This is a genomic window from Anabaena sp. 90 (assembly GCF_000312705.1).
In the GTDB taxonomy this organism is placed as follows: domain Bacteria; phylum Cyanobacteriota; class Cyanobacteriia; order Cyanobacteriales; family Nostocaceae; genus Dolichospermum; species Dolichospermum lemmermannii.
Genome location: NC_019427.1, coordinates 4,247,470 through 4,268,920, shown reverse-complemented (window position 1 = coordinate 4,268,920; position 21,451 = coordinate 4,247,470). Strand labels below are relative to the sequence as shown.

The 21,451-nt window shown below is 36.2% G+C and carries 20 protein-coding genes; 11 read left to right on the top strand and 9 right to left on the bottom strand.

Annotation, left to right across the window (positions count from 1 at the left end; genetic code table 11):
* The first annotated feature begins 373 nt into the window (after positions 1 to 373).
* The 5 genes from ANA_RS18655 to ANA_RS26185 all read left to right on the top strand — a co-directional run bounded on the left by ANA_RS18655 (position 374) and on the right by ANA_RS26185 (position 3,052).
* On the top strand, positions 374 to 1,165 hold the full coding sequence (locus tag ANA_RS18655; RefSeq protein ID WP_015081564.1) for a DUF4231 domain-containing protein: 792 nt from the start codon (positions 374 to 376) through the stop codon (positions 1,163 to 1,165).
* Positions 1,166 to 1,347: 182 nt separating this feature from the next.
* Complete coding sequence (locus tag ANA_RS18650) at positions 1,348 to 1,536, top strand: hypothetical protein (protein WP_041458148.1); 189 nt, start codon at positions 1,348 to 1,350, stop codon at positions 1,534 to 1,536.
* A 200-nt stretch (positions 1,537 to 1,736) separates the two neighbouring features.
* Positions 1,737 to 2,255: an inorganic diphosphatase gene (locus ANA_RS18645; RefSeq protein ID WP_015081563.1), complete on the top strand. Its 519-nt coding sequence runs from the start codon at positions 1,737 to 1,739 to the stop codon at positions 2,253 to 2,255.
* A 129-nt stretch (positions 2,256 to 2,384) separates the two neighbouring features.
* Positions 2,385 to 2,768 (top strand): aspartate 1-decarboxylase, encoded by a 384-nt coding sequence (gene panD / locus ANA_RS18640; RefSeq protein WP_015081562.1) that lies wholly within the window; start codon positions 2,385 to 2,387, stop codon positions 2,766 to 2,768.
* A 134-nt stretch (positions 2,769 to 2,902) separates the two neighbouring features.
* Positions 2,903 to 3,052, top strand: coding sequence for a hypothetical protein (locus ANA_RS26185; protein ID WP_371260363.1), 150 nt, complete (start codon positions 2,903 to 2,905; stop codon positions 3,050 to 3,052).
* Between the two features lie 527 nt (positions 3,053 to 3,579).
* Here the strand turns inward: ANA_RS26185 and ANA_RS18635 are convergent.
* The 4 genes from ANA_RS18635 to ANA_RS18620 form a co-directional block, all read right to left on the bottom strand.
* Positions 3,580 to 3,984, bottom strand: coding sequence for a type II toxin-antitoxin system VapC family toxin (locus ANA_RS18635; protein WP_015081561.1), 405 nt, complete (start codon positions 3,982 to 3,984; stop codon positions 3,580 to 3,582).
* Positions 3,974 to 4,189: a hypothetical protein gene (locus ANA_RS18630; protein WP_015081560.1), complete on the bottom strand. Its 216-nt coding sequence runs from the start codon at positions 4,187 to 4,189 to the stop codon at positions 3,974 to 3,976. Before ANA_RS18630 ends, ANA_RS18635 begins: the two co-directional genes overlap by 11 nt.
* A gap of 166 nt (positions 4,190 to 4,355) precedes the next feature.
* A complete protein-coding gene (locus ANA_RS18625; protein ID WP_051155223.1) occupies positions 4,356 to 5,882 on the bottom strand; it encodes an AIPR family protein in 1,527 nt (508 codons plus the stop codon).
* Positions 5,845 to 6,231, bottom strand: a complete 387-nt coding sequence (locus ANA_RS18620; RefSeq protein WP_041458147.1) for a hypothetical protein — start codon at positions 6,229 to 6,231, stop codon at positions 5,845 to 5,847. The genes ANA_RS18625 and ANA_RS18620 overlap by 38 nt, the downstream gene beginning before the upstream one ends.
* A gap of 421 nt (positions 6,232 to 6,652) precedes the next feature.
* Here ANA_RS18620 and ANA_RS18615 point away from each other — a divergent pair, with 421 nt between their 5' ends.
* From ANA_RS18615 to ANA_RS18605, 3 genes are all read left to right on the top strand, one after another.
* Entirely contained in the window at positions 6,653 to 8,215 is a 1,563-nt protein-coding gene (locus ANA_RS18615; RefSeq protein WP_015081559.1) for a ferredoxin--nitrite reductase, read from the top strand.
* Between the two features lie 142 nt (positions 8,216 to 8,357).
* The gene (locus tag ANA_RS18610) at positions 8,358 to 9,854 is read left to right on the top strand and encodes a NarK family nitrate/nitrite MFS transporter (RefSeq protein ID WP_015081558.1); all 1,497 of its coding nucleotides are present in this window, start codon (positions 8,358 to 8,360) and stop codon (positions 9,852 to 9,854) included.
* A gap of 190 nt (positions 9,855 to 10,044) precedes the next feature.
* On the top strand, positions 10,045 to 12,225 hold the full coding sequence (locus ANA_RS18605; RefSeq protein WP_015081557.1) for a molybdopterin oxidoreductase family protein: 2,181 nt from the start codon (positions 10,045 to 10,047) through the stop codon (positions 12,223 to 12,225).
* 85 nt (positions 12,226 to 12,310) lie between these two features.
* Here ANA_RS18605 and ANA_RS18600 read toward each other — a convergent pair whose 3' ends face one another.
* The 3 genes from ANA_RS18600 to ANA_RS18590 form a co-directional block, all read right to left on the bottom strand.
* Positions 12,311 to 13,354: an anthranilate phosphoribosyltransferase family protein gene (locus ANA_RS18600; RefSeq protein ID WP_015081556.1), complete on the bottom strand. Its 1,044-nt coding sequence runs from the start codon at positions 13,352 to 13,354 to the stop codon at positions 12,311 to 12,313.
* A gap of 51 nt (positions 13,355 to 13,405) precedes the next feature.
* Positions 13,406 to 14,329 carry a LysR family transcriptional regulator gene (locus ANA_RS18595; RefSeq protein ID WP_015081555.1) on the bottom strand — a complete coding sequence of 308 codons (924 nt, stop codon included), beginning with the start codon at positions 14,327 to 14,329 and terminating at the stop codon, positions 13,406 to 13,408.
* Between the two features lie 335 nt (positions 14,330 to 14,664).
* On the bottom strand, positions 14,665 to 15,093 hold the full coding sequence (locus tag ANA_RS18590) for a QcrA and Rieske domain-containing protein (RefSeq protein WP_015081554.1): 429 nt from the start codon (positions 15,091 to 15,093) through the stop codon (positions 14,665 to 14,667).
* A gap of 572 nt (positions 15,094 to 15,665) precedes the next feature.
* Between ANA_RS18590 and ANA_RS26180 the strand changes: the two genes are divergently transcribed.
* Together ANA_RS26180 and ANA_RS18585 are read left to right on the top strand one after the other, a co-directional pair.
* A complete protein-coding gene (locus tag ANA_RS26180) occupies positions 15,666 to 15,818 on the top strand; it encodes a type I restriction enzyme HsdR N-terminal domain-containing protein (RefSeq protein WP_148279087.1) in 153 nt (50 codons plus the stop codon).
* A 37-nt stretch (positions 15,819 to 15,855) separates the two neighbouring features.
* Complete coding sequence (locus ANA_RS18585) at positions 15,856 to 16,560, top strand: hypothetical protein (RefSeq protein WP_200863832.1); 705 nt, start codon at positions 15,856 to 15,858, stop codon at positions 16,558 to 16,560.
* Between the two features lie 121 nt (positions 16,561 to 16,681).
* On the opposite strand, the gene nifJ is transcribed toward ANA_RS18585, so the two are convergent.
* Together nifJ and ANA_RS28600 are read right to left on the bottom strand one after the other, a co-directional pair.
* The gene (gene nifJ / locus ANA_RS18580) at positions 16,682 to 20,269 is read right to left on the bottom strand and encodes a pyruvate:ferredoxin (flavodoxin) oxidoreductase (protein WP_015081553.1); all 3,588 of its coding nucleotides are present in this window, start codon (positions 20,267 to 20,269) and stop codon (positions 16,682 to 16,684) included.
* Between the two features lie 370 nt (positions 20,270 to 20,639).
* Complete coding sequence (locus ANA_RS28600; protein ID WP_083881489.1) at positions 20,640 to 20,786, bottom strand: AAA-like domain-containing protein; 147 nt, start codon at positions 20,784 to 20,786, stop codon at positions 20,640 to 20,642.
* A 318-nt stretch (positions 20,787 to 21,104) separates the two neighbouring features.
* Between ANA_RS28600 and ANA_RS18575 the strand changes: the two genes are divergently transcribed.
* Positions 21,105 to 21,350: a hypothetical protein gene (locus ANA_RS18575; protein ID WP_015081551.1), complete on the top strand. Its 246-nt coding sequence runs from the start codon at positions 21,105 to 21,107 to the stop codon at positions 21,348 to 21,350.
* Positions 21,351 to 21,451 lie beyond the last annotated feature (101 nt).

Here is a 21,451-nt window from a genome sequence, read left to right as displayed (position 1 = left end):
TTTGAATTGACTGTAATACAGTAATTATTATATTTAGAAATAAACTTTCGCTAGGGCTAAATTGTGTCTCTAAATATGTCTGATAAAATACAGGTAGCATAGGCAACATTTTTATTGGGTACGGGTTTTGATGTGTTACCGCTTCCCATCATACCTGCCTACAATCCTTATTCCATCAATCTTTGAGCGTATCCTTGAAAACAACTGGAAAATCCGGATCTTAACCTTTTTTCCGAAAAATATTGCTAGTCCTGGCAACTTGTCAATAATGTTACTTTCGTGTAATATAGATCTTTGGTTGTGAAAATATTTTTACAACGGGGTTTCCAATCATCAATTCAACATTCCGACAATAACCACACCAGGAAAAAATATGCTGTTTTTTTTCAAGTTGATTGATTATTTATTAGCCGCAGTTGCTATCACATCAATTTTCATCATTTATGTTGGTTCTAGTGATCAACAATATATAACTGCTGCATCCGTTGCTTTAACTGTTGCTCTTGGTTTGTTTATCTTCAATAGACAATCTGTGAAGAATGCTCAAAAGGAATCACAAAAAACTGAGCTTTCCAAAAAAGCTGAACTCTATACCTCTCTATTAAGCAATGGCACTACATTGGACTATAATACAGTTTTACCAGCACGAGCTAAAGCTTTAGAATATTGTCAAGAGTTGATTGATGATTATAAAAGTTCTCGAAATCTCGCCAGAACTCTTTACTATGTTTTGCAAATTTCTACCGTTATTTTGTCAGGTGTCACACCAATTTTAGTGTTGGTGGATAAATTAGAAGCAGGACAAAGCTGGTTAAAATGGCTGCCTGTTATTTGCCCAGCCGTTGCTTCCATTGTTGCTAGTATCGTTACCTCATTTCCTTTTGAAAAAAATTGGATGGCTGCTAACAAAGCCGTTGAATTATTAGAAGCTGAACAGGAAAAGTTTATTTTGGGAATTAGCCCAGCCTATCGTTGTTATGATATTTCCGAAGAAGGTAAACAACAACAAAGAGTAAGTCAGGCAATAGAACTATTTATTAATCAAGTGAATAATATTCACCTCCAAATAGTTCAACCCAGCAGTGATTCAGAACAAGGAAATCAAGAAAAACAAGAGTCACCACAACCTGAAGAATCAACTACAGGACAAAAAGTGGCTGCATAATCTTGGGCGCAGGGACTAATCTAATTGGACGCAAGACCTGCGCCCCTACGGAATTTCTGAAGGATCAAAAATGTCAGTTATCCCTGACATTACGGTTTATAGTAAAAAAATAGTTAGAATGGTGTAGACCCTCTTTTCCAGGGAGTCAACCCACTCGTGATTCTGATTAATTGCAACCTTGTATGAATTTAAATAGCCAGTCTGCCCATTCTTCCGATACATATTCCCAACGTTTGGCAGACATTGTGGGAACAGTGATCGCTTTGATCACCCTCACTTTACCAGTATTTATCATCGCCCACTATTCTTCAGTAAATGTTGAAAACAATCAGCCATCCTTAAGCTATAACCTATCTATTCCCGGAGATTAAAATATACAGCAGAATTTAGGAGTCAAAGCAGAGGATAATGGGCAGGGAGTTTTTTTCTCTGCTTTTTTTTGATCATTTGTGAAATTCGCCAAGATTTTTAGCAGGAATCTGGGGGAAGAGATCCACAATGCCTTAGAATCTTACACTGGGAGCGAAAATGGCTGCTACCGCTTATTCACTTTTAGTAAAGGAGTTTTGTTGTGGATTTATCTTTGATTCCTGCCCAACCAAAGCCAGGTGTAATTAATGTCCTGATTGAAATTGCTGGCGGAAGTAAAAATAAATACGAATACGATAAGGATTTACAAGCATTTGCTTTAGATCGGGTTCTCTATTCTTCGGTCAAGTATCCTTATGATTATGGTTTTATCCCTAATACCTTAGCTGATGATGGCGATCCGTTAGATGGTATGGTAATGATGGATGAACCAACATTTCCCGGTTGCGTGATTGCGGCTAGACCAGTTGGTTATTTGGAAATGATTGATGGTGGCGATCGTGATGAAAAAATTCTTTGTGTTCCCGATAAAGATCCGCGCTATGCTCATGTAAAGTCTCTCAAAGACATATCCCCTCACCGACTAGAAGAAATTGCTGAATTTTTCCGTAGTTATAAAAATTTGGAAAAAAAGGTCACGCAAATTCTCGGTTGGCAGGATGTGGATAAGGTAGCTCCCTTGGTGGAAAAGTTCATTCAAGCAGCTAAAGCTAAAGCATAATAGATTATGGGTGATGGTAATGTGAATTACTCATTACCCACTAAACCGATAATTGTGGAATCATCAGTAATCACTTACTGAGTCTAATTCCCAACTATCTTACTGGTTGCAAAAAAAATTTAAACTCAAATGCAGCGCACTCTCTTGTCGGCAAAAATTCATAACTGTACGCTCACAGCAGCAAATATTAACTATGTGGGTAGTATCAGCATTGACGAGGTTCTCCTGAAAAAAGCTGGTATATTCCTCTATGAGCAGGTACAAGTAGTGAATATTGCTAATGGTGAGCGTTTTATTACTTATGCCATACCTGCTCCCGCTAATTCAGGAGCGATTGAATTAAATGGAGCAGCCGCACGTTTAGGTGTAGTTGGCGATCGCTTGATTATCATGACTTACGGGCAGTTTACTATAGAAGAGTTAAAATGTTACTCTCCGACTGTTGTAATTGTGGGTGAAAAAAACCAGTTATTAGAAGTGCGACATTATGATGATCTGCTCAGTAAGCTCTAATTTTCAATAAAATGTTAAATTTTGAGTTGTCCGATTCTCAAATTTATGCTCCTGAACAACTAAGTCCTACTCTTGCTGGTGAATCTGATCTATTTCAGGTGCGATTCTTGTACGTGGTTTGATTCCTACTCCTAGTGGCTCAGAAAGCTGGAGTAAAACGGTTAGTAATCTCCTATCATCATTCTGATGATGATGATTTTCTTGATCATGTTCAAACTGAAATTCAGTCAGTATTCCCTAAAGCATTACTAGCTCGTGAAGGACTTATTTTAAGTATTAATTAATATAACCGCCTAAGAGGTGGGCGGGAAATCGCCAAAATGTGTACAGAAACGTGAAATCGCCCAAAACTGCCATCTTCCTGTTACCAATTCTCTAAACTTAATTCTTCAACTCTCAATAAATCACTATCATTAGAAACATTAATATTCATTATGATGAAACTGATTTAGATGTTGATTTAAAAAACTTGGGAATTATCTAAAATTTATGATCATAGTTAGCAATACTTCACCTACAGCACTTCCCGGTGTTATGAGGTACATATCTAGCGGGCAAGATGCCCGCACTACAAGAGTTTCGTGATTCAACTTTGTACCTCATAAGAGCGGAAACCGCTGTATTACTAATCTATCAGCTATAGGGAAAAATCCAATTAGTAGAACAACTTTATGGATAAATTATCATATCATCAGCCGTTTTTCAAGAATTAACACAATGGGGAGATTCAATACCAGGAGCAAAAGAAGTCAAAACTTATGACTGGATTATTGTAAAACCTGTTAATAATGTTAGTTTAGGACAATCTTTATTATCTCATTAATGCTTGAAACCCAGCTTGAATAAAATGCTTATCAAAAGTTAAAGCTTGAGTAACTTTATTTTGTTTCATTACCACAAAAGAAACACAATCAACTAAACCCCATGATTTATCTTGATGTTGTTTGTATAAATTTAATGCCTCTTCAAATAATTCAGGATTTAACCGGATAACTTCTACTTCATCAGAATTTAAAAAAGTTTCCATTAATTCAACTGCTTCACTTTTATAATTACTCGATAAAGCATTACCAACTTCTAATAAAATTGCATCAGTGGTTATCAAAGGATAATTTTCAAATTTTTGAGCTAATTCTAAAGCTTTGAGATGATATTGATCCCGTTTGTTTATTAAGGCTACAATAAACAGCGTATCAACAAAAATTTTATCCCTCACTTGTATCTCTCCCTAAACTAACACTCACTTGAATCGAGAAATCTTCAGGAGCATCAATTTTAATCTTTCGTAATTTGGACATGAGACTAGGTTTTTTAACAGCATTTTCTGAATCGCTTAACTGTTCAATAATTCCATAAACTTGATTAAGTTGTTCTTCTGTTAAATTTTTTAGTTTCTCTTGAATCATTTGTTTTGTAATCATAGTAACTTACCTCACATAACTATTCTTAAGTACAATTATAGCAAATGACTCTGTAAATTTTCTGGTGTTGCACATTATAGCATTTTTTAGTTTTGTGATGTCTGTTTATTACTCCAGTGTTAATATCCGAGTAATAGATTGTGTCAGATATATCTCATATGATTAACTAGTTCTCCAGGGGAAGCAATAGTTGCTTACTATTTATATGGTTTTGTCGAATTCTTGGAAGATTTTTATTGGTAGCATTTAGTTCTGACAAAATAAAATCAGTAAAAGCTTGTTGTTTACAAATTTTTTCATAATCAATAAAATCTGAGTTATTAGATTTTTGATAATATTGTTGGGCTAGAGTATTAAATTTATCATTGGTTTGGATAAATATTTCTTCACATTTTTCAATATCATTAAGAATACTAATAATTGTTTCACAATATTTTTCTATATCTTTCTTATTTTTACAACTAGGACAATCACTATCACTAACAATATATTTAAAAATCATTAGTAGATAATATTTAACTTTAGTTGATGTATCTTTTTTTTCATAATTCAGATTTACATATATTTTCAATTTTTTGTATAAATAGTTAAGTTGATAAAATGCCCATGAACTTGTGTAATAAGGGATTGGATAATGAGAATTAGCAAAAATATCATTTCCAATTCTATCAATTAATTTTTTATCAAAATAGCTAAAATTATGAGGTTCATCCAAAAACATTGCAGTGAAAGTTTTAATCTGAGGTCTAATTTTAATAATTCTATTTTTAATAACATCTTGGCGCAGAAATTGTCCGGGTCTTCTTTCATAATAAAGTGGCTTCTGATGTCCTGATTTCTGAATCTCATAATATTCATCTAATTTTTTATTAAAATCAGATAAAGCAGCTAGTAATTCTTTCTGAACCTCTGTTTGAGAATTAGTCGCCTTAATAATTTCATTTCTAATATTATCGTTATCTGTTTCTATTATTTTAACAAGAATAATTGTATCATCTATGTTAGATACATTTTTACAAATATTCAGTACATGACTAGTTTGACAACCATTAACAATTTGATAGTCAACTAATCTATATGTTTTATCTTTGACTATGTGTAACTCTTGAGTAATAATAGTAACTCCATTATTTAAAATAGGAAAAAGATAAATTTTATCGTCAGATTCAAGAGTTTGTTTTATGCCTTCATTAATTCTATTTTCTTCTCCTAAAAAACCTCTAACATTATCATAAAAAATAAAATCTCTGATGCTTTTATCTTCATCTTCACGCAAAATTATTTTCCTAAATTCAGAAAAAGACATTGTTGTTATATATGCTTTCTCTACTCCAGGAACTTCCAAATCAAAGGAATTATTAACTTTAATAGTAGTCTCAACTTGAAGTTGAGTTTGTCTATATAACTTTTCAATATCTTTATATCCCCAAAAAGAAAAATTAATACTAGATAAAAATGTCAATTCCTCTTCTAACTCTTTCAACAATCTTAATTGTTTATTTTTGATTTTAGACTCAGCATCTTTGTGAGAAATACTGATATAGTAAATCTTACATTCTGGACGTTTCCGTATATTTTTAATATATGTTTTCAGTAAATGTGATGCTAAGTTTGCCTTTTCCTGAACTTTCTGACTTCTTGAATAGAAAGGTTTTTTATCTCGATAATCTGCAAAAAAAATCTTTAATTGCACTCATTGTTCTCTCTACAACAGTAAGTTCAAAACTGTTTTTTAACTTAGCTTGTATGAAAATAAATTTTAATTCAAAACTTCTATTTTTATTATCTCCAATTATATTTTCTGCATCATCTTTAGAATTAACTAAAATATCATCAATTAAAATACCAATACCATCTAATCCTGTATCACTCGGTTGTCCAGTATGAACTTTAGTAATATCAAATTCGTCTCCTGTTCGATTAGAAGACGAAAAGACACAATAATTAGCGAATCGTTCAAAATCTGTAGGATCATCTTTCGATTCTAGCTCATAATCTTGCAAATATTCCTGAACAAAACTGTTGATTACGGGATCTATCATGGTTTTTTTTAATTTCAATATCTTGGTATTAACACAAGATTATAATATAGCAATTCTCACAAACAAACTACCTAATTTTACAAAAATAAACTTTGCTATCAAACTTAGCAAGGTGATTGTTATTTACCAGTGACAAAACAATTATTGCCGCTTTTATCTGTATAAACATATCTATTAAAAACAATCTTCCATTAATTATGCAAAAACCGCAATCAATATATCCAATTTTTGCATAATTACTCAAATTTAGTAACCTACTATACGAACTGTTATGAAAAATCACACTAACGTAACAATATCGAAACTGTTACACCACCAACCAGGAAACTACTATCAGTTATTTCCCCAAAGTGGCAAGTACAGAACCGATAAGAACACGGATACACAGTTAATTCAGTCCTGTTTCCCCAAAAAAAGCATAATGATAGAAACAGCAACTACCACAGATAAACTCAATAAATTCGAGAAATTCAAAGCCGAAAAAGACGGACTCGTAGTTAAAAACGAAATAGAAAATTTTGCCCAAATTGGTTGGGAAGCAATGGACGAAAACGACCTCAACCATCGCCTAAAATGGTTAGGTGTATTTTTCCGTCCAGTCACTCCCGGTAAATTCATGATGCGAATGCGTCTACCTAACGGTATTCTCAACAGCAGTCAATTGTCAGTTTTAGCAGAAGTGGTACAGCGTTACGGTGAAAATGGCAGCGCCGATATTACCACTAGACAGAATATACAACTACGCGGGATCAACTTTGAAGATATCCCCGATATCTTTAATAAATTTCACAAAGTCGGATTGACTACTATCCAATCAGGGATGGATAACGTCCGTAATATTACAGGTGATCCTGTAGCTGGTTTAGATGCAGATGAGTTTTATGATACCAGAGAATTAGTGCAGCAAATCCAGGATATGCTGACTAACAACGGTGAAGGTAATCCAGAATTTAGCAATCTTCCCCGCAAATTTAATATTGCAATTACTGGAGGAAGAGATAATTCCGTTCATGCAGAAATTAACGATTTAGCCTTTATTCCCGCTTTTTGGAGAAATGAAAACGAAGTACCAATCTTTGGGTTTAACGTCATTGTCGGCGGCTTATTTTCGGCAAAACGTTGTGAAGCTGCTATTCCTCTCAATGTTTGGGTATCTCCCGCCGAAGTTGTATCATTATGCAAAGTCATTGTCGAGATTTTCCGAGATCATGGCTTACGTGCAAATAGACTAAAAGCCCGATTAATGTGGTTACTTGATGAATGGGGGATAGAAAAATTCCGTGCTGAAGTAGAAAAGCGAGTTGGAAAATCATTATTACCCGCAGCAGCAAAAGATGAAATTGACTGGGAAAAACGGGATCATGTGGGCATATATAAACAAAAACAACCTGGATTTAACTACGCAGGTTTAAATATTCCCGTCGGCAGATTGTCTGCTGATGATATGTTGGAAATTGCCAGATTAGCGGAAGTTTACGGAAGCGGAGAAATCCGGTTTACCGTAGAACAAAATGTCATTATCCCGAATATTCCCGATTCCAGTTTAACAACATTTTTCACAGAATCAGTATTAGAGAAATTTTCAGTTAATCCTGGCTTATTAATGCGATCGCTAGTATCATGTACAGGCGCACAATTTTGCAACTTTGCCTTAATAGAAACCAAAAATCGCGCCTTAGCAATGATTAAATCATTGGAATCTGAACTAACTTTATCACGTCCTGTGCGAATTCATTGGACAGGATGCCCTAACTCCTGTGGACAGCCCCAAGTAGCCGATATTGGCTTAATGGGAACTAAAGTGCGTAAAAATGGCAAAATGTTGGAAGGTGTAGACATTTACATGGGTGGAACAGTGGGGAAAGACGCACATTTAGGAACTTGTGTGCAAAAAAGTATTCCCTGCGAAGACTTACAACCCATATTGAAAGAAATACTAATTACCAAATTTGGGGCAAAATTGCGAGAACCAGCAATAATTTAACCTCAATAACTAGACATAAAATCATCCGCGTTTATCTGCGTTTATCCGCGTTTGATAAATCATCAATTTAGGCAATTTCATAATTGTCCTTGGATTTTTATATCCAATTTTTCAGAAATTCAATTATTTAGCGAGAAAAGAAATGTTAAAAGGATTATTTTCATTCCAAGGCCGCTATCGCATACTACATCAGACATGGTTTGCATTTTTCCTAACCTTTGTTTGTTGGTTTAACTTTGCCCCCTTCGCTACCACAATTGGAAAAGAATTACATTTACTTCCTGAACAAATTAAAACATTAGGAATTTGTAACCTAGCATTAACAATTCCGGCCCGTCTAATTATTGGGATGTTATTGGATAAATTCGGGCCAAGAATTACCTATTCCCTCTTATTAATGTTTGCAGTTGTTCCTTGTTTAGCAACAGCATTAGCCCAAGACTTTAACCAACTAGTTATTAGTCGCTTATTAATGGGAATAGTCGGTTCTGGATTTGTGGTAGGAATCCGCATGGTAGCCGAATGGTTTCCTCCCAAAGAAATGGGAATTGCCCAGGGTATTTATGGCGGTTGGGGTAACTTTGGAGCATTTGGAGCAGAATTTGCATTACCAACAATTGCAATTGCAACCAGCTTTTTAGGTGGTAGCGGTTCTAACTGGAGATTAACAATTGCCTTAACAGGAATTGTCACTGCAATTTACGGATTATTCTACTTTAAAAGCGTTCAAGATACACCCAGCGGTAAAGTTTATCAAAAACCCAAGAAAAATGGCTCATTAGAAGTAACTTCTATTAAAAGCTTTTGGGCGTTGATTGTTTCCAACCTTGGTTTAATATTCGCATTGGGTTTATTAGCTTGGAGACTAGAACAAAAGAAAATTCATTTCCTCACACTTAGCCAAATGTATATAGTTTGGATTGTATTAGCAGGATTATTTGCTTACCAAACTTACCAAGCATATCAAGTCAATCACGAATTACTAACAGGAAAAAAAACCTACCCAGCAAATCAACGTTATCAATTCGGTCAAGTAGCATTATTAGAATTTACCTACATTACCAACTTTGGTTCAGAACTTGCAGCCGTTTCCATGCTCCCGGCATTCTTTGAAAAAACCTTTGGTTTAGAACATATTGTCGCCGGCATGATTGCCTCCATTTATCCCTTTCTTAACCTAGTTTCTCGTCCCAGTGGTGGTTTAATTTCCGATAAATTAGGTTCGCGTAAATGGACAATGACAATAGTTTCTGCGGGGATTGCAATAGGTTATTTAATGGCACATTTCATTAACAAAGATTGGCCTATCCCCCTCGCAATTGCTGTCACCATGTTTGCGGCTTACTTTGCTCAAGCTGGTTGTGGTGCAACTTACGGAATAGTGCCATTAATCAAAAAAGAAGCAACCGGACAAATAGCCGGAAACGTCGGTGCTTACGGCAACTTTGGCGGCGTAGTTTATCTAACAATCTATAGTTTAACAGACCCATCAACCCTATTTGCCACCATGGGAATAGCCGCCATGATTTGCGCCTTTATGTGTGGATTCTTCCTCAAAGAACCAAAAAATTCATTTGCATCTGATAATGAAAATGAAGGAGAAATAATTAATCATCAATCTGTTTTAATAGAAGAATAATTATCTCACGCAAAGGCGCAAAGGTAAGAAAATAAAAACTAGAAATTAAAAATATTTCTCCTCTTATGAAATTATCTCTGTGTCCTCTGTGCCTCTGTGGTTCGTTTATCATAACTTTGCTCCTTAGCGTCTACCCTGCGGGATCTCTAAGAGAGATTGCGCGAAATAACTTTTTAAACCTGCAAATATTATGACAGAATTTACCAAAACACTTTGTCCTTATTGCGGTGTTGGTTGCGGTTTAGAAGTTTCTCCACCAGCCCAACATGGAAAAGCCACAAATCGAGATAGTGAAGGAATTCCTATTTGGCGAGTTAGGGGTGATAAATCCCATCCTTCTAGTCAAGGAATGGTATGTGTTAAAGGTGCAACTATTGCTGAATCTTTGGATAAAAGTAGATTACATTATCCCATGGTGCGCGATTCTTTAGATGCAGAATTTCGGCGTGTGAGTTGGAATGAAGCTTTTGATATTATTACCCACCGGATTCAAACATTGAGATTGAATCAAGCCACAGATTCTATCTGTATGTATGGTTCTGGACAATTTCAAACAGAAGATTATTATATTGCTCAAAAGTTACTTAAAGGTTGTTTAGGAACTAATAATTTCGATGCTAATTCCCGGTTGTGTATGTCTAGTGCGGTATCTGGGTATATTCAAAGTTTTGGTGCTGATGGTCCTCCTTGCTGTTACGATGATTTAGAATTAACTGATTGTGCTTTTTTAATTGGTACAAATACAGCAGAATGTCATCCCATTATTTTTAATAAGTTAGCAAAATATCATAAAAAAAATCGCCATGTTAAAATGGTTGTGGTTGACCCTCGGCGGACTCCCACAGCCGAAGCAGCCGATTTACATTTAGCTATTCGTCCAGGTACAGATATTGATTTGTTAAATGGTATTGCCCATTTATTAATGAAATGGAATTATGTTGATCTAGCTTTTATTGATGATTGTACTAGCAATTTTCCGGCTTATGCTGAGGTAATTCGGCATTATTCGCCGGAGGTAGTGGCGAGTCGTTGTGGTATTAGTATTGAAGATTTAGAAACTGCTGCTAAATATTGGGGAAAATCAAAATCTGTACTTTCTTTATGGTCAATGGGTGTTAATCAATCTTCAGAAGGTACGGCTAAAGTTAGAACTATTATTAATTTACATTTAATGACGGGACAAATCGGTAAACCTGGTGCTGGTCCTTTTTCTTTGACTGGTCAACCTAATGCTATGGGTGGCAGAGAAGCGGGAGGGTTAGCCCATTTATTACCGGGTTATCGGTTGGTAAAAAATGCCCAACATCGCGCAGAAGTTGAGGATTTTTGGGGTTTGGAAAGAGGACAAATTTCCCCTGTTCCTGGTTTAACTGCTTGGGAAATGATCACTGGTTTAGAAACTGGAAATGTGGGTTTATTGTGGATTGCTGCCACTAATCCGGCTGTGAGTATGCCAGATTTAGAAAGAACTAAAAAGGCGTTATTAAAATCTCCTTTTACTATCTATCAAGATGCTTATTACCCTACGGAAACATCAGCTTATGCTCATGTTTTGTTACCTGCGGCACAGTGGGGTGAAAAAACTGGGATTATGACGAATTCGGAAAGAATGGTCACTCTATGTTCGGCTTTTCGTGAACCACCCAGAGAAGCAAAACCTGATTGGGAAATTTTCGCAGAAGTGGGAAGAAGATTAGGTTTTAATGATAAGTTTAATTTCCAAAATTCGGCAGAAGTTTATCAGGAATTTGTCCAATTAACTCGTCAGCGTCCTTGTGATATGTCGGGTTTAAGTCATGGGTTTTTAGCCGCACAAGGTCCAACCCATTGGCCTTATGCACAGGGTAGTAATTCAGGAACTAAACGTCTATATACTAATTTGCGATTTCATACACCTGATGGACGCGCTAAGTTTGGTGCATATTATTCTAAAGGACTTGCTGAACCACCGGATGAGAATTATCCTTTTATATTAACTACTGGTAGATTATATGGTCATTGGCATACACAAACACGCACCGGCAGAATTGAGAAAATTCGCAAACTGCACCCGCAACCGTTTATTGAGATTCATCCCCGTGATGCTGCTACTTTGGGTATTATTGATAATCAGTGGTTAGAGGTGCGATCGCGTCGTGGTACAACTAAGTTTCCAGCTAAAGTTACAAAAGCTATTTCTCCCGGTACTGTCTTTGTCCCTATGCACTGGGGTAAACTGTGGGCAGATGATGCAGAAGCTAACGCTCTTACCCATTCAGAAGCTTGTCCTGATTCCCTGCAACCGGAATTAAAAGCCTGTGCTGTGCAGTTAGTTCCAATTCTTGTAGAATCTACGGTTAAAAATTATCAACTTCAGTCTTCTCAGTGGTAAGCTTTTGTCTGAATCAGGATGTCCAGGATTAAAGGATAAACAGGATAAATAGGGTGAGAACAAAAACTTTATCACCAATTACCGATTAAAATCTTTGCAGCAAAGTATTAATTTGTTGCAGTTTAGCTGCTAATACACCACTGCTGATTAGTTCAGTGGCTGTGTCTATACCAGTTTGCATATCTGAACAAATACCAGTGCGCCATAGATAAAAACCACCATTCCATAGGGCTGTTTGGCTTAGTTCGCTGGTTTTTCCCGTTAAAATCCCCTGCATTTCCTTAATGAGTTCTTCTGTGGTTGTGAGGGGAACGTTTTTAGTGATAAAGCCATATTCACGGGGTGCGAGTTGTAGCCGGGTTAATACTTCTGGGTTTGATGAAGATAAGCCGATAATGGCTGTGCGATCGCGTGGTAAGTCACAACTACCCTCTAAACCCTTGATAAAAGTGTATTTATTCACCCCACGTAATCCCAAAGCAGTCTGAAACATTCCTTCTGTGGGTGGATGAACAAAACCGGCAATAATGTGAGCATCACTCGTATATGGACACCAAATCAACTCCATTGTGGCTAACGGTGGACGTTTCCCCAATTGCTCACGGTATTCCCACAAAGTTTGATTTAAAGGAAAATGCTTAGGTGTGTAAATAAAACCGATTCCTGTTTGTTCAAAAACCTGCTGGGTTTGTTCGAGTGATAAACCAGTCCAATCTATTCCTAAACCTTGCCAAATCTCGATTAAAGGTAAACCATATTTTGTCGGTAAGCGATCTCCTCCGTGCATAATTACAGGTTGTCCCGCAGCAGCTAATAATAAAGCCGTAATTATATTAATTGGTGCAGTGCGGGTTCTGCCATCATAGGGTACACCCAAAACTATCACAGGTTGGGCTATTGGTAGCAATTTGGGTCCGATTTCATAGTAACTGTCTAACATCCCTGCTAATTCTTCACCTGTGGGACGTTTAATGCGGTGAGCAATTAAAAATGCGCCAATTTGCGCTGGTGTGGCTTCACCTAATAACATCATTTTTGTTGCAGTAGCGGCTTCAGCACGGGTTAAATTATCTGATGTGTGAGTTCCACTACCTACTTTTTGAATAAATTCTCTAAATTTATTAGTCATTTGTTAGTTGTTAGTTGTCAGTTGTCAGTGGAAAAAGGTAATAGTTTATTTTTAATTTTTTATTTCCGGAATATTATCTTTGACAAGTTGCCAAAAATATTGAATAGGGGGAATGTGGAGACGATCTTGGGTTGTTACCATCACTACCCGACGAGTTAAACTAGAATTATCAGCTAAATTACTATTTTCGGCTAGGGGACGAACTGCCAGGGTGGGATCATGTCTGGCTTCTATTAATGCTGATTGGGGAAGTAAGGCAATGAGTTCTCCTTGACGAACTACTCCCCGAAAGGCATCCAGGGTATTTACTTCTAAAGCTGCTTTGAGTGTAGCTTTCATCTGTTCAAATTTATCTTGAATCAGACGTTGCATTCCATAACCATCTTTAAATACCACTTGGGGATAACGAATTAACTCTAACCAGGGGATAGATTCATATTCAGATAGGGGATGATTTGCTGCGATGAGGACTTCTATGGGTTCTTCATATAGCAATTCTACGGCCATTTCTTTGCCGGTGATTAAAAAGCGATTGTGCATTACAATTGCTAAGTCTACTAAACCATCTTTGAGGACTTTCAGAGAGCGATCGCTTCCTAATGATGTGACTCGCAATTGCACCTCTGGATAATGATGACAAAATTTTTGTAACACTGGTGGTAGGTAAGAAGCACAGACTGAATGAATTGCTGCAATACATAGTTCTGGTTGCTTTCCCCCCATTAAATCTGTTAATTCCTGTGTAGCGGATTCCCATTCCTGGCAGATTTTATGCACACGAGGAAGTAAGCGTTCACCTCCTAAGGTTAATTTGGCATGGGTGCTGCGATGAAATAATTCTATGCCCAAATCTGCTTCTAATGCCTGAATTTGCCGACTAATAGTTGATTGAGTCACACCACATTGTTTAGCTGCTTGTTGAAAGCTACCTGTTTGAATGATCGCCAAAAAGGCTTGCAACTGCTCTAGACGCATTTTAATAGAACCTAAGTATAAATGAATAACTCTTATTAATTTAACGGGTTATCTGTATAATTTTAATTTAATTTAATTTGTTGTCCAGCATTTAATTTACATAATCACATTAGCAAAAATACTTGTGCATACTGAATTGATGCGTTGTATAACAACTGATATAGCAAGGAATAGGGAATAAAGTCAGAAAATTATTTCCCTCTGCCTCTTTCGTCCTGATTCCTGCTATGAGGTACATATCCAGCGGGCAAGATGCCCGCACTACAAGAGTTTCATAATTCAAGTTTGTACCTCATTAGAGCAAAATCTGCTGTATGATGACAGCCTGGAGATTGTCAAGTTGCTTTAACTAAGATAGAACCACCTTCAATTTTAGCTTGGTAAGTTTTCAGCGGTTTTTTAGCAGGACCTTCTTGTGCTTTACCATCAGGAGCAAATTTTGCACCATGACAGGGACAGACAAATTTACCTTGTTTTGCGTTCCAGTCGATGCTACAACCTTGATGAGTACAGGTAGGATTAACAGCAATCAGATTTTTTGCGGCTTTAGATGTGCCAACTACTAATACTGCGCCAATGGTTGAATTTTCTACTAATAGTTGCCCAGTTTTGTCTAATTGTGCTACAGTACCCACTTTTTGCCAGCCTTTCGTGGCAGCATTAGCAGATGTACTCGTTTCGGGAGAACAGGCTGCAATTGCGACAGGTAAGGAACTCGCTAAACAACCTAATCCTACCCAATTTATAAAGTCACGACGTTTCATATTTGCTGGTAATCAATATGTGATTTTTTACTAACATCTATTATTACTGGCGATGTTGGATAATGTCATTATTTAATTATTGATTTGTGCTGATGGAATTGAGGGCGCATACTCTGCAACTCTACGGTTTTTGTGAGTTTAAATCATTATTTTTGTTATAAATGCTTTATTAAAGTAGTAAGTTAATTTATTATTAAATAATTTAATTACATGAATTTTAACTAAACATAAAATAATCTTAATTGATTGTCATATAGGAATCCGGTTTAATTCTTGGAAAGATACGTAGGTGCGTTACGCGATTGCTAACACACCCTACAATACTCCACCAAAATGTAAATGATATTCAGGGATGTTATACATTGTAGCATTTTTAGTTATCTGATGTCTGTTCATTTCTCCAGTGTTAATTTCTGAGGAATAGATTTTGTCAGATTTTGAAATTAATTTTTTAACTATTAAGTTTGATGTATAATGAATTTTTGGTTTAGTATAATATTATAGCTATGAATACTTGCCATGATGCGGTTAAAAATGCTTTAATCTAAAAATTTGATAAGGAAAAAGAAAAAATGGATAATCTTTTTGGTAATTTAAACTTTCAGACACTACAAGAAAACCCAGATTTCAAAGAAGATAGTGTTAGAGAAGTAATTATTCTTCCTATTTTAAAAGCACTTGGGTATACAGAAACAAATATAGTTCGTAGTAAAACATTACAATAACAAATTAATAGCCGAAAGTATCAAAGAAATGTATCGAGTGCTAAAGTTTGATCGTTGGTTATCATTTGTATTTGCTCATAAAGATCCTGAATTTTGGCATTTAATTATTGACACTGCGGAAAGTTGTGGTTTTGAATATGTTGGTGCAGTACCGCAAAAAAACGGACAAACAAGTTTTAAGAAAAGACAAAATCCTTTTACAGTTTTGTCAGGACAACTAATCATTAATTTTCGTAAAGTTCGCAGTCCTAAAGCCATCATGAAAGCCAATTTAGGGATGGATATTGCAGAAATTGTCATTCAGACTATTGAAGGAATTATTGCAAAAAATGATGGTGCAAGCCTGGAACAAATTAATGATGAACTCATTATTAAAGGCTTAGAATTAGGTTTTTTAGACTTGTTAAAAAAACAGTATTCAGATTTAACACCAATTTTAATTGATAATTTTGAATATGACGAAAAAACAGAACTATTTACTCTGAAAAAAGACACGAAATTCAAGTCACATATTGATGTAAAATTGAGAATTAAATACTATTTGATTAGTTATTTACGCAGAATGGAACGAGAAAAGAAAAAGCCAAGTTTTGATGAAATAGTTTTGCATCTATTACCGCTTTTAAAAAATGGAACTACCCCAGAAAATCAAACTATTTTGAGCGTATTAGAAGATATTGGAGAACGAATAGGAGAAAATAGTTGGACATTAAAAAAAGAAGGTCAACTTTCATTATTTTGATTAGAGATAATCCAAAGTCGAAAAAGAAGGACTCGCATTTAAAAATCGAATAAATAATTTTTCCCAAATCGTGAATAGCAAGATCCCCGACTTCTCTAAGAAGTCGGGGATCTAAATTAAATTACCTATTAGCCAAATATTGATACATTTCCCATCTTGCATTAACTTCTGCTTGCGCTTGTTCTAGCAACAACTTGGCAACCTCTGGTTTACTCTTCGTCAACATCTTGAATCGGTTCTCCTGATACATTGACTTTTCCACCGATTCAGAAGGTGCTTTCATATCCAATTGTAAGGGATTTTTCCCCTGTGATTGTAATGCCGGATTATAGCGATATAACAACCATCTTCCTGAGTCTACTAGAGCCTTTTGCTGATGTAAACCTTTGGTCATATCAATACCATGAGCAATACAATGACTGTAAGCAATTATGATTGATGGCCCATCAAAAGCTTCCGCTTCTAAAAATGCTTTGAGTGTATGTTCATCTTTTGCACCTAACGCCACACTCGCCACATAAACATTACCATAAGTCATGGCCATTAAACCCAAATCTTTCTTAGGTGCAGGTTTTCCACCAGTCGCATATTTAGCAACTGCGGCTTTTGGTGTGGCTTTGGAAGATTGTCCGCCAGTGTTAGAATAAACTTCTGTATCCATGACCAAAATATTCACATTTTTGCCTGTAGAAATCACATGATCAATCCCACCAAAATCTATATCATACGCCCAACCATCACCCCCAACTATCCACACACTTTTCTTAACTAAATAATCAGCGAGGGATTGAAGATTTTTGAACGCAGATAAACGCGGATTAACGCGGATATTTTTTTCATTTATCTGCGTGTATCTGTGTTCATCTGCGTTTAAAATTTCTTGGAGTTTATGTTTGAGAATGACGATTCTTTCCCGTTGATCCCAAATATCAGCTTCGGTTTTTTGTTCAGATTTCAGAATAGCATTAACTAAATTATCACCAATTTCACTACTTAATTGTGACAATAATTCGCCTGCAAATTCCGCTTGTTTGTCTATAGATAAACGATAACCAAAACCGAATTCGGCGTTATCTTCAAATAAACTATTGGACCAGGCCGGACCTCTTCCCTCAGCATTTTGACTCCAAGGAGTTGTGGGGAGATTTCCCCCGTAAATGGAAGAACAACCAGTGGCGTTGGCAACGAGTGAGCGATCGCCAAACAATTGTGTTAATAATTTAAGGTAGGGTGTTTCTCCACAACCAGCACAAGCACCAGAAAATTCAAACAACGGTTCTTGTAATTGTTGTTGACGAATTTGGTTTACTTTCAAAGTTTTCCGGTCAGGATTTGGTAAATTCAAAAAGAAATTCCAATTTTCCCGTTCTTGTTCCCGCAACGGTAATTGCGGACTCATATTAATCGCCTTGCGGGTGGGTTCTGCCTTGTTTTTGGCAGGACAGACGCTAACACAAATTTCACAGCCTGTACAGTCTTCTGGCGCTACCTGAATGGTGAATTTCTGGTTAGCAAAGTTCTTGTCTTTGCTGTTAGTGGATTTAAAAGTTATCGGTGCGTTGACTAACTCACTGGGTTGATAAGTTTTAGCGCGAATAGCCGCATGAGGACAAACCATCACACATTTACCACATTGAACGCAGACATCACCATCCCAAACGGGTATTTCTTCTGCAACGTTGCGTTTTTCCCATTTTGCAGTGCCACTGGGGAAAGTTCCGTCAGCAGGTAAAGCACTCACAGGTAAATCATCACCTTCCCAGACCATGATTTTGCTAAGAACATTCTCGATAAATTTGGGTTTGGTAATTGCTAATTGCGTTTCTTCCCTATTACCTCTTACCAATGACCTATTACCGACTTCATGGAGATTTTCTAGAGTGTTGTCTACGGCTTTCAAATTCATCTTGACAACTTCTGCGCCTTTTTTACCATAGGTTTTTTCTATGGCTTGTTTGATTTTAGCAATTGCTGCTTTTTCTGGTAATACTCCCGCTAAGGCAAAGAAACACACCTGCATGATAGTGTTAATTCTGTGTCCCATACCACTATCTTTTGCCACTTGACTAGCATTAATAGTATAAACTTTCAGGTTCTTGTCAATAATTTGCTGTTGGACTTTTGAAGGTAGATTTTCCCAAACATGATCAGCATCATAAGGACTATTTAACAGCAAAGTCGCTCCGGGTGCAGCCGCTTTTAAAATATCAATACTTTCCACAAATCCCCAATGGTGACAACCGATAAAATTAGCTTTGTCTATGAGGTAAGTTGAGCGAATTTTTCCAGCACCAAAACGCAGATGAGAAACTGTCATTGAACCGGATTTTTTGGAATCATAAACAAAGTAACCTTGGGCGTTATTTTCTGTTCCCTCACCGATGATTTTGATGGAGTTCTTATTTGCACCAACTGTACCATCTGAACCCAAACCATAGAACATGGCGCGAACTACATGATCTGGTTCTGTGGAGAAATTAGGGTCAAAATTCAAAGAAGTGAAAGTGACATCATCATTAATCCCAATTGTGAAATGATTTTTGGGTTTAATTTGAGTGAGATTATCAAATACACTCTTCACCATTGCGGGAGTAAATTCTTTAGAAGACAGTCCATATCTTCCCCCAACAATTTTTGGGAATGTGGTTTTTTTCCAGCCTTCATAAATAGCTGTCACCACATCTAAATATAAAGGTTCTCCTGCACTTCCGGCTTCTTTGGTTCTATCAAGAACGGCAATAGATTTAACACTATTTGGTAATGCTTCTATAAATCTGGAAACATCAAAAGGACGGAAAAGCCGCACTTTGATAACTCCGACTTTTTCCCCTTGGTTGTTGAGATAATCCACTGTTTCATGAACAGTTTCACAACCAGAACCCATAATCACAATTACTCTTTCTGCGTCAGTGCTTCCATGATATTCATAAAGTTTGTAATATCTGCCTGTGCGTTCTGCAAATTTGTCCATAATTTTTTGGACAATATCAGCACAACTATCATAATAAGGATTTGCACCTTCACGAGATTGGAAATAAACATCAGGATTTTGTGCTGTTCCTCGTAATACTGGTTTGTCTGGAGTTAAACACCGTTGACGATGTGCAAATACTAAAGATTGGGGAATGAAAGATTGTAAATCTTCATCTGCTAATAACTCAACTTTCTGCACTTCATGGGAAGTTCTAAATCCATCAAAAAAGTGCATAAATGGTACTCTTGCTTCTAATGTTGCTGCATGAGAAATCAGTGCAAAATCATGACTTTCCTGTACAGAAGCGGAACATAAAAAAGCGAAACCAGTCGCTCTTGCAGCCATGACATCACTATGATCACCGAAAATAGATAACGCATGGGTAGCTAAAGAACGAGCAGAAACATGAAGTACGAAACTGGTTAATTCTCCGGCAATTTTGTACAAGTTAGGAATCATTAATAATAATCCCTGAGAAGCGGTGAAAGTTGTACTTAATGCCCCCGTTTGTAATGCCCCATGGACAGCAGCAGCAGCCCCTCCTTCGCTTTGCATTTGGGTGACACTGGGAACTGTTCCCCATAAATTGGGTTTATTTTCTGACATCCAAGCATCAGCCCATTCACCCATATTTGAAGATGGGGTGATAGGATAAATGGCAATGACTTCATTTAGTTTGTAAGCTACACGGGCAACGGCTTCATTACCATCAATTGTGGCATAGGATTTGGTCATGATTTTCCTTTTTGTGTCTTTTCTGGTTGTTTAAACTGTATGCAGAGAAACCAAAAAGATAAGCATTAGAAATAGCTAAAGTCAGGAAGTTAATTTGTGATCTTTTTTACAGTTTTATGAATTGGGAATTATTAATTATGAATCATTTTGACTTTTAGCCAATATTTTAATTATAGCAGATGGTAAATTTTCTATCTATATTAATATTAATGTTGTACTCAAGATTTATGATCTTTGATTTATCAAGGTTTGATGATTTTTATGGGGTGGAGGTGCGGGAGGTTTTTCCGTTGTCATTTTATCCTAAATTAGCCTATTTCCTTTTTTTGGTTTTAGTACCTCACAAAATCGCGTTTCACTCAGTTACACGTTAAATAGGTAAAATAGACAAAAAATACTCAAGGAATAACTCGCAAGACAGACTCGCTTGATCACCTTTTAGATCAACTAACCCCATCTTTTGTAACTGAAAACCTTGCTCTGGAGTATAATCTACAGGAGTTGACTGGTTGACAATCGTCTTTGCCTCACCTTCCTCTCATTCATTCTCCCTTCTCGTTCCCAGACTCCGGCTGGGAACGAGTTTACAACATCATTCTAAAACCCTATCCAACTTTTTCTTATCATTTAGATATAGACAATAGCGATCGCTTGCTCAATTATGGCTTTCAGGTAGTGCTAAAAAAGGGTTAATTACCCTACGAATTTATTGTACTTCTTCCAATGAAACACCTAATTTATATGCCATACGGTTATTCTTTTTCGGAGATATTTAATAGAAAAACTTATTCAGATTTATCAATCTCATCCTTTATGGTTCAAGCAAATTGTCAACGTGATCGAAAATTTACTTAATCGTGATCCATCGCTGATATTAGAAAATACTGAAACTTTTCTGACAGATAATATGCAACAGGAATTTAATCTAATTATTAATCAACTTTCAACTAGGGAAAAAAAGATATTAATGATATTAGCAAATAATGAAACATCTTTATCTACAAGTGATATATTTAAACAATCATCTTTATCTTTAAATGAAGTAATTAATGGATTAGAAAAATTGGCGTTGCTGAATTGAGGTATGAAATTCCCAAATTGAACCTTTAAAACTCAAACCTCAGTGCGTCTCTGCGCCTTTGCGTGAGACTAAAATTCATACCCTTAATCAGCAACGCCGAA

What these genes read in the sequence shown, in the direction of transcription:
- ANA_RS26180 (WP_148279087.1), top strand. Translation starts at nt 15,666, where the DNA reads ATGGATAATCTTTTTGGTAATTTAAACTTTCAGACACTACAAGAAAAC.
- ANA_RS18615 (WP_015081559.1), top strand. Translation starts at nt 6,653, where the DNA reads ATGATAGAAACAGCAACTACCACAGATAAACTCAATAAATTCGAGAAA.
- ANA_RS18605 (WP_015081557.1), top strand. Translation starts at nt 10,045, where the DNA reads ATGACAGAATTTACCAAAACACTTTGTCCTTATTGCGGTGTTGGTTGC.
- nifJ (WP_015081553.1), bottom strand. Translation starts at nt 20,269, where the DNA reads ATGACCAAATCCTATGCCACAATTGATGGTAATGAAGCCGTTGCCCGT.
- ANA_RS18590 (WP_015081554.1), bottom strand. Translation starts at nt 15,093, where the DNA reads ATGAAACGTCGTGACTTTATAAATTGGGTAGGATTAGGTTGTTTAGCG.
- ANA_RS18595 (WP_015081555.1), bottom strand. Translation starts at nt 14,329, where the DNA reads ATGCGTCTAGAGCAGTTGCAAGCCTTTTTGGCGATCATTCAAACAGGT.
- ANA_RS18650 (WP_041458148.1), top strand. Translation starts at nt 1,348, where the DNA reads ATGAATTTAAATAGCCAGTCTGCCCATTCTTCCGATACATATTCCCAA.
- panD (WP_015081562.1), top strand. Translation starts at nt 2,385, where the DNA reads ATGCAGCGCACTCTCTTGTCGGCAAAAATTCATAACTGTACGCTCACA.
- ANA_RS18655 (WP_015081564.1), top strand. Translation starts at nt 374, where the DNA reads ATGCTGTTTTTTTTCAAGTTGATTGATTATTTATTAGCCGCAGTTGCT.
- ANA_RS18620 (WP_041458147.1), bottom strand. Translation starts at nt 6,231, where the DNA reads ATGATAGATCCCGTAATCAACAGTTTTGTTCAGGAATATTTGCAAGAT.
- ANA_RS18630 (WP_015081560.1), bottom strand. Translation starts at nt 4,189, where the DNA reads ATGATTACAAAACAAATGATTCAAGAGAAACTAAAAAATTTAACAGAA.
- ANA_RS18610 (WP_015081558.1), top strand. Translation starts at nt 8,358, where the DNA reads ATGTTAAAAGGATTATTTTCATTCCAAGGCCGCTATCGCATACTACAT.
- ANA_RS18600 (WP_015081556.1), bottom strand. Translation starts at nt 13,354, where the DNA reads ATGACTAATAAATTTAGAGAATTTATTCAAAAAGTAGGTAGTGGAACT.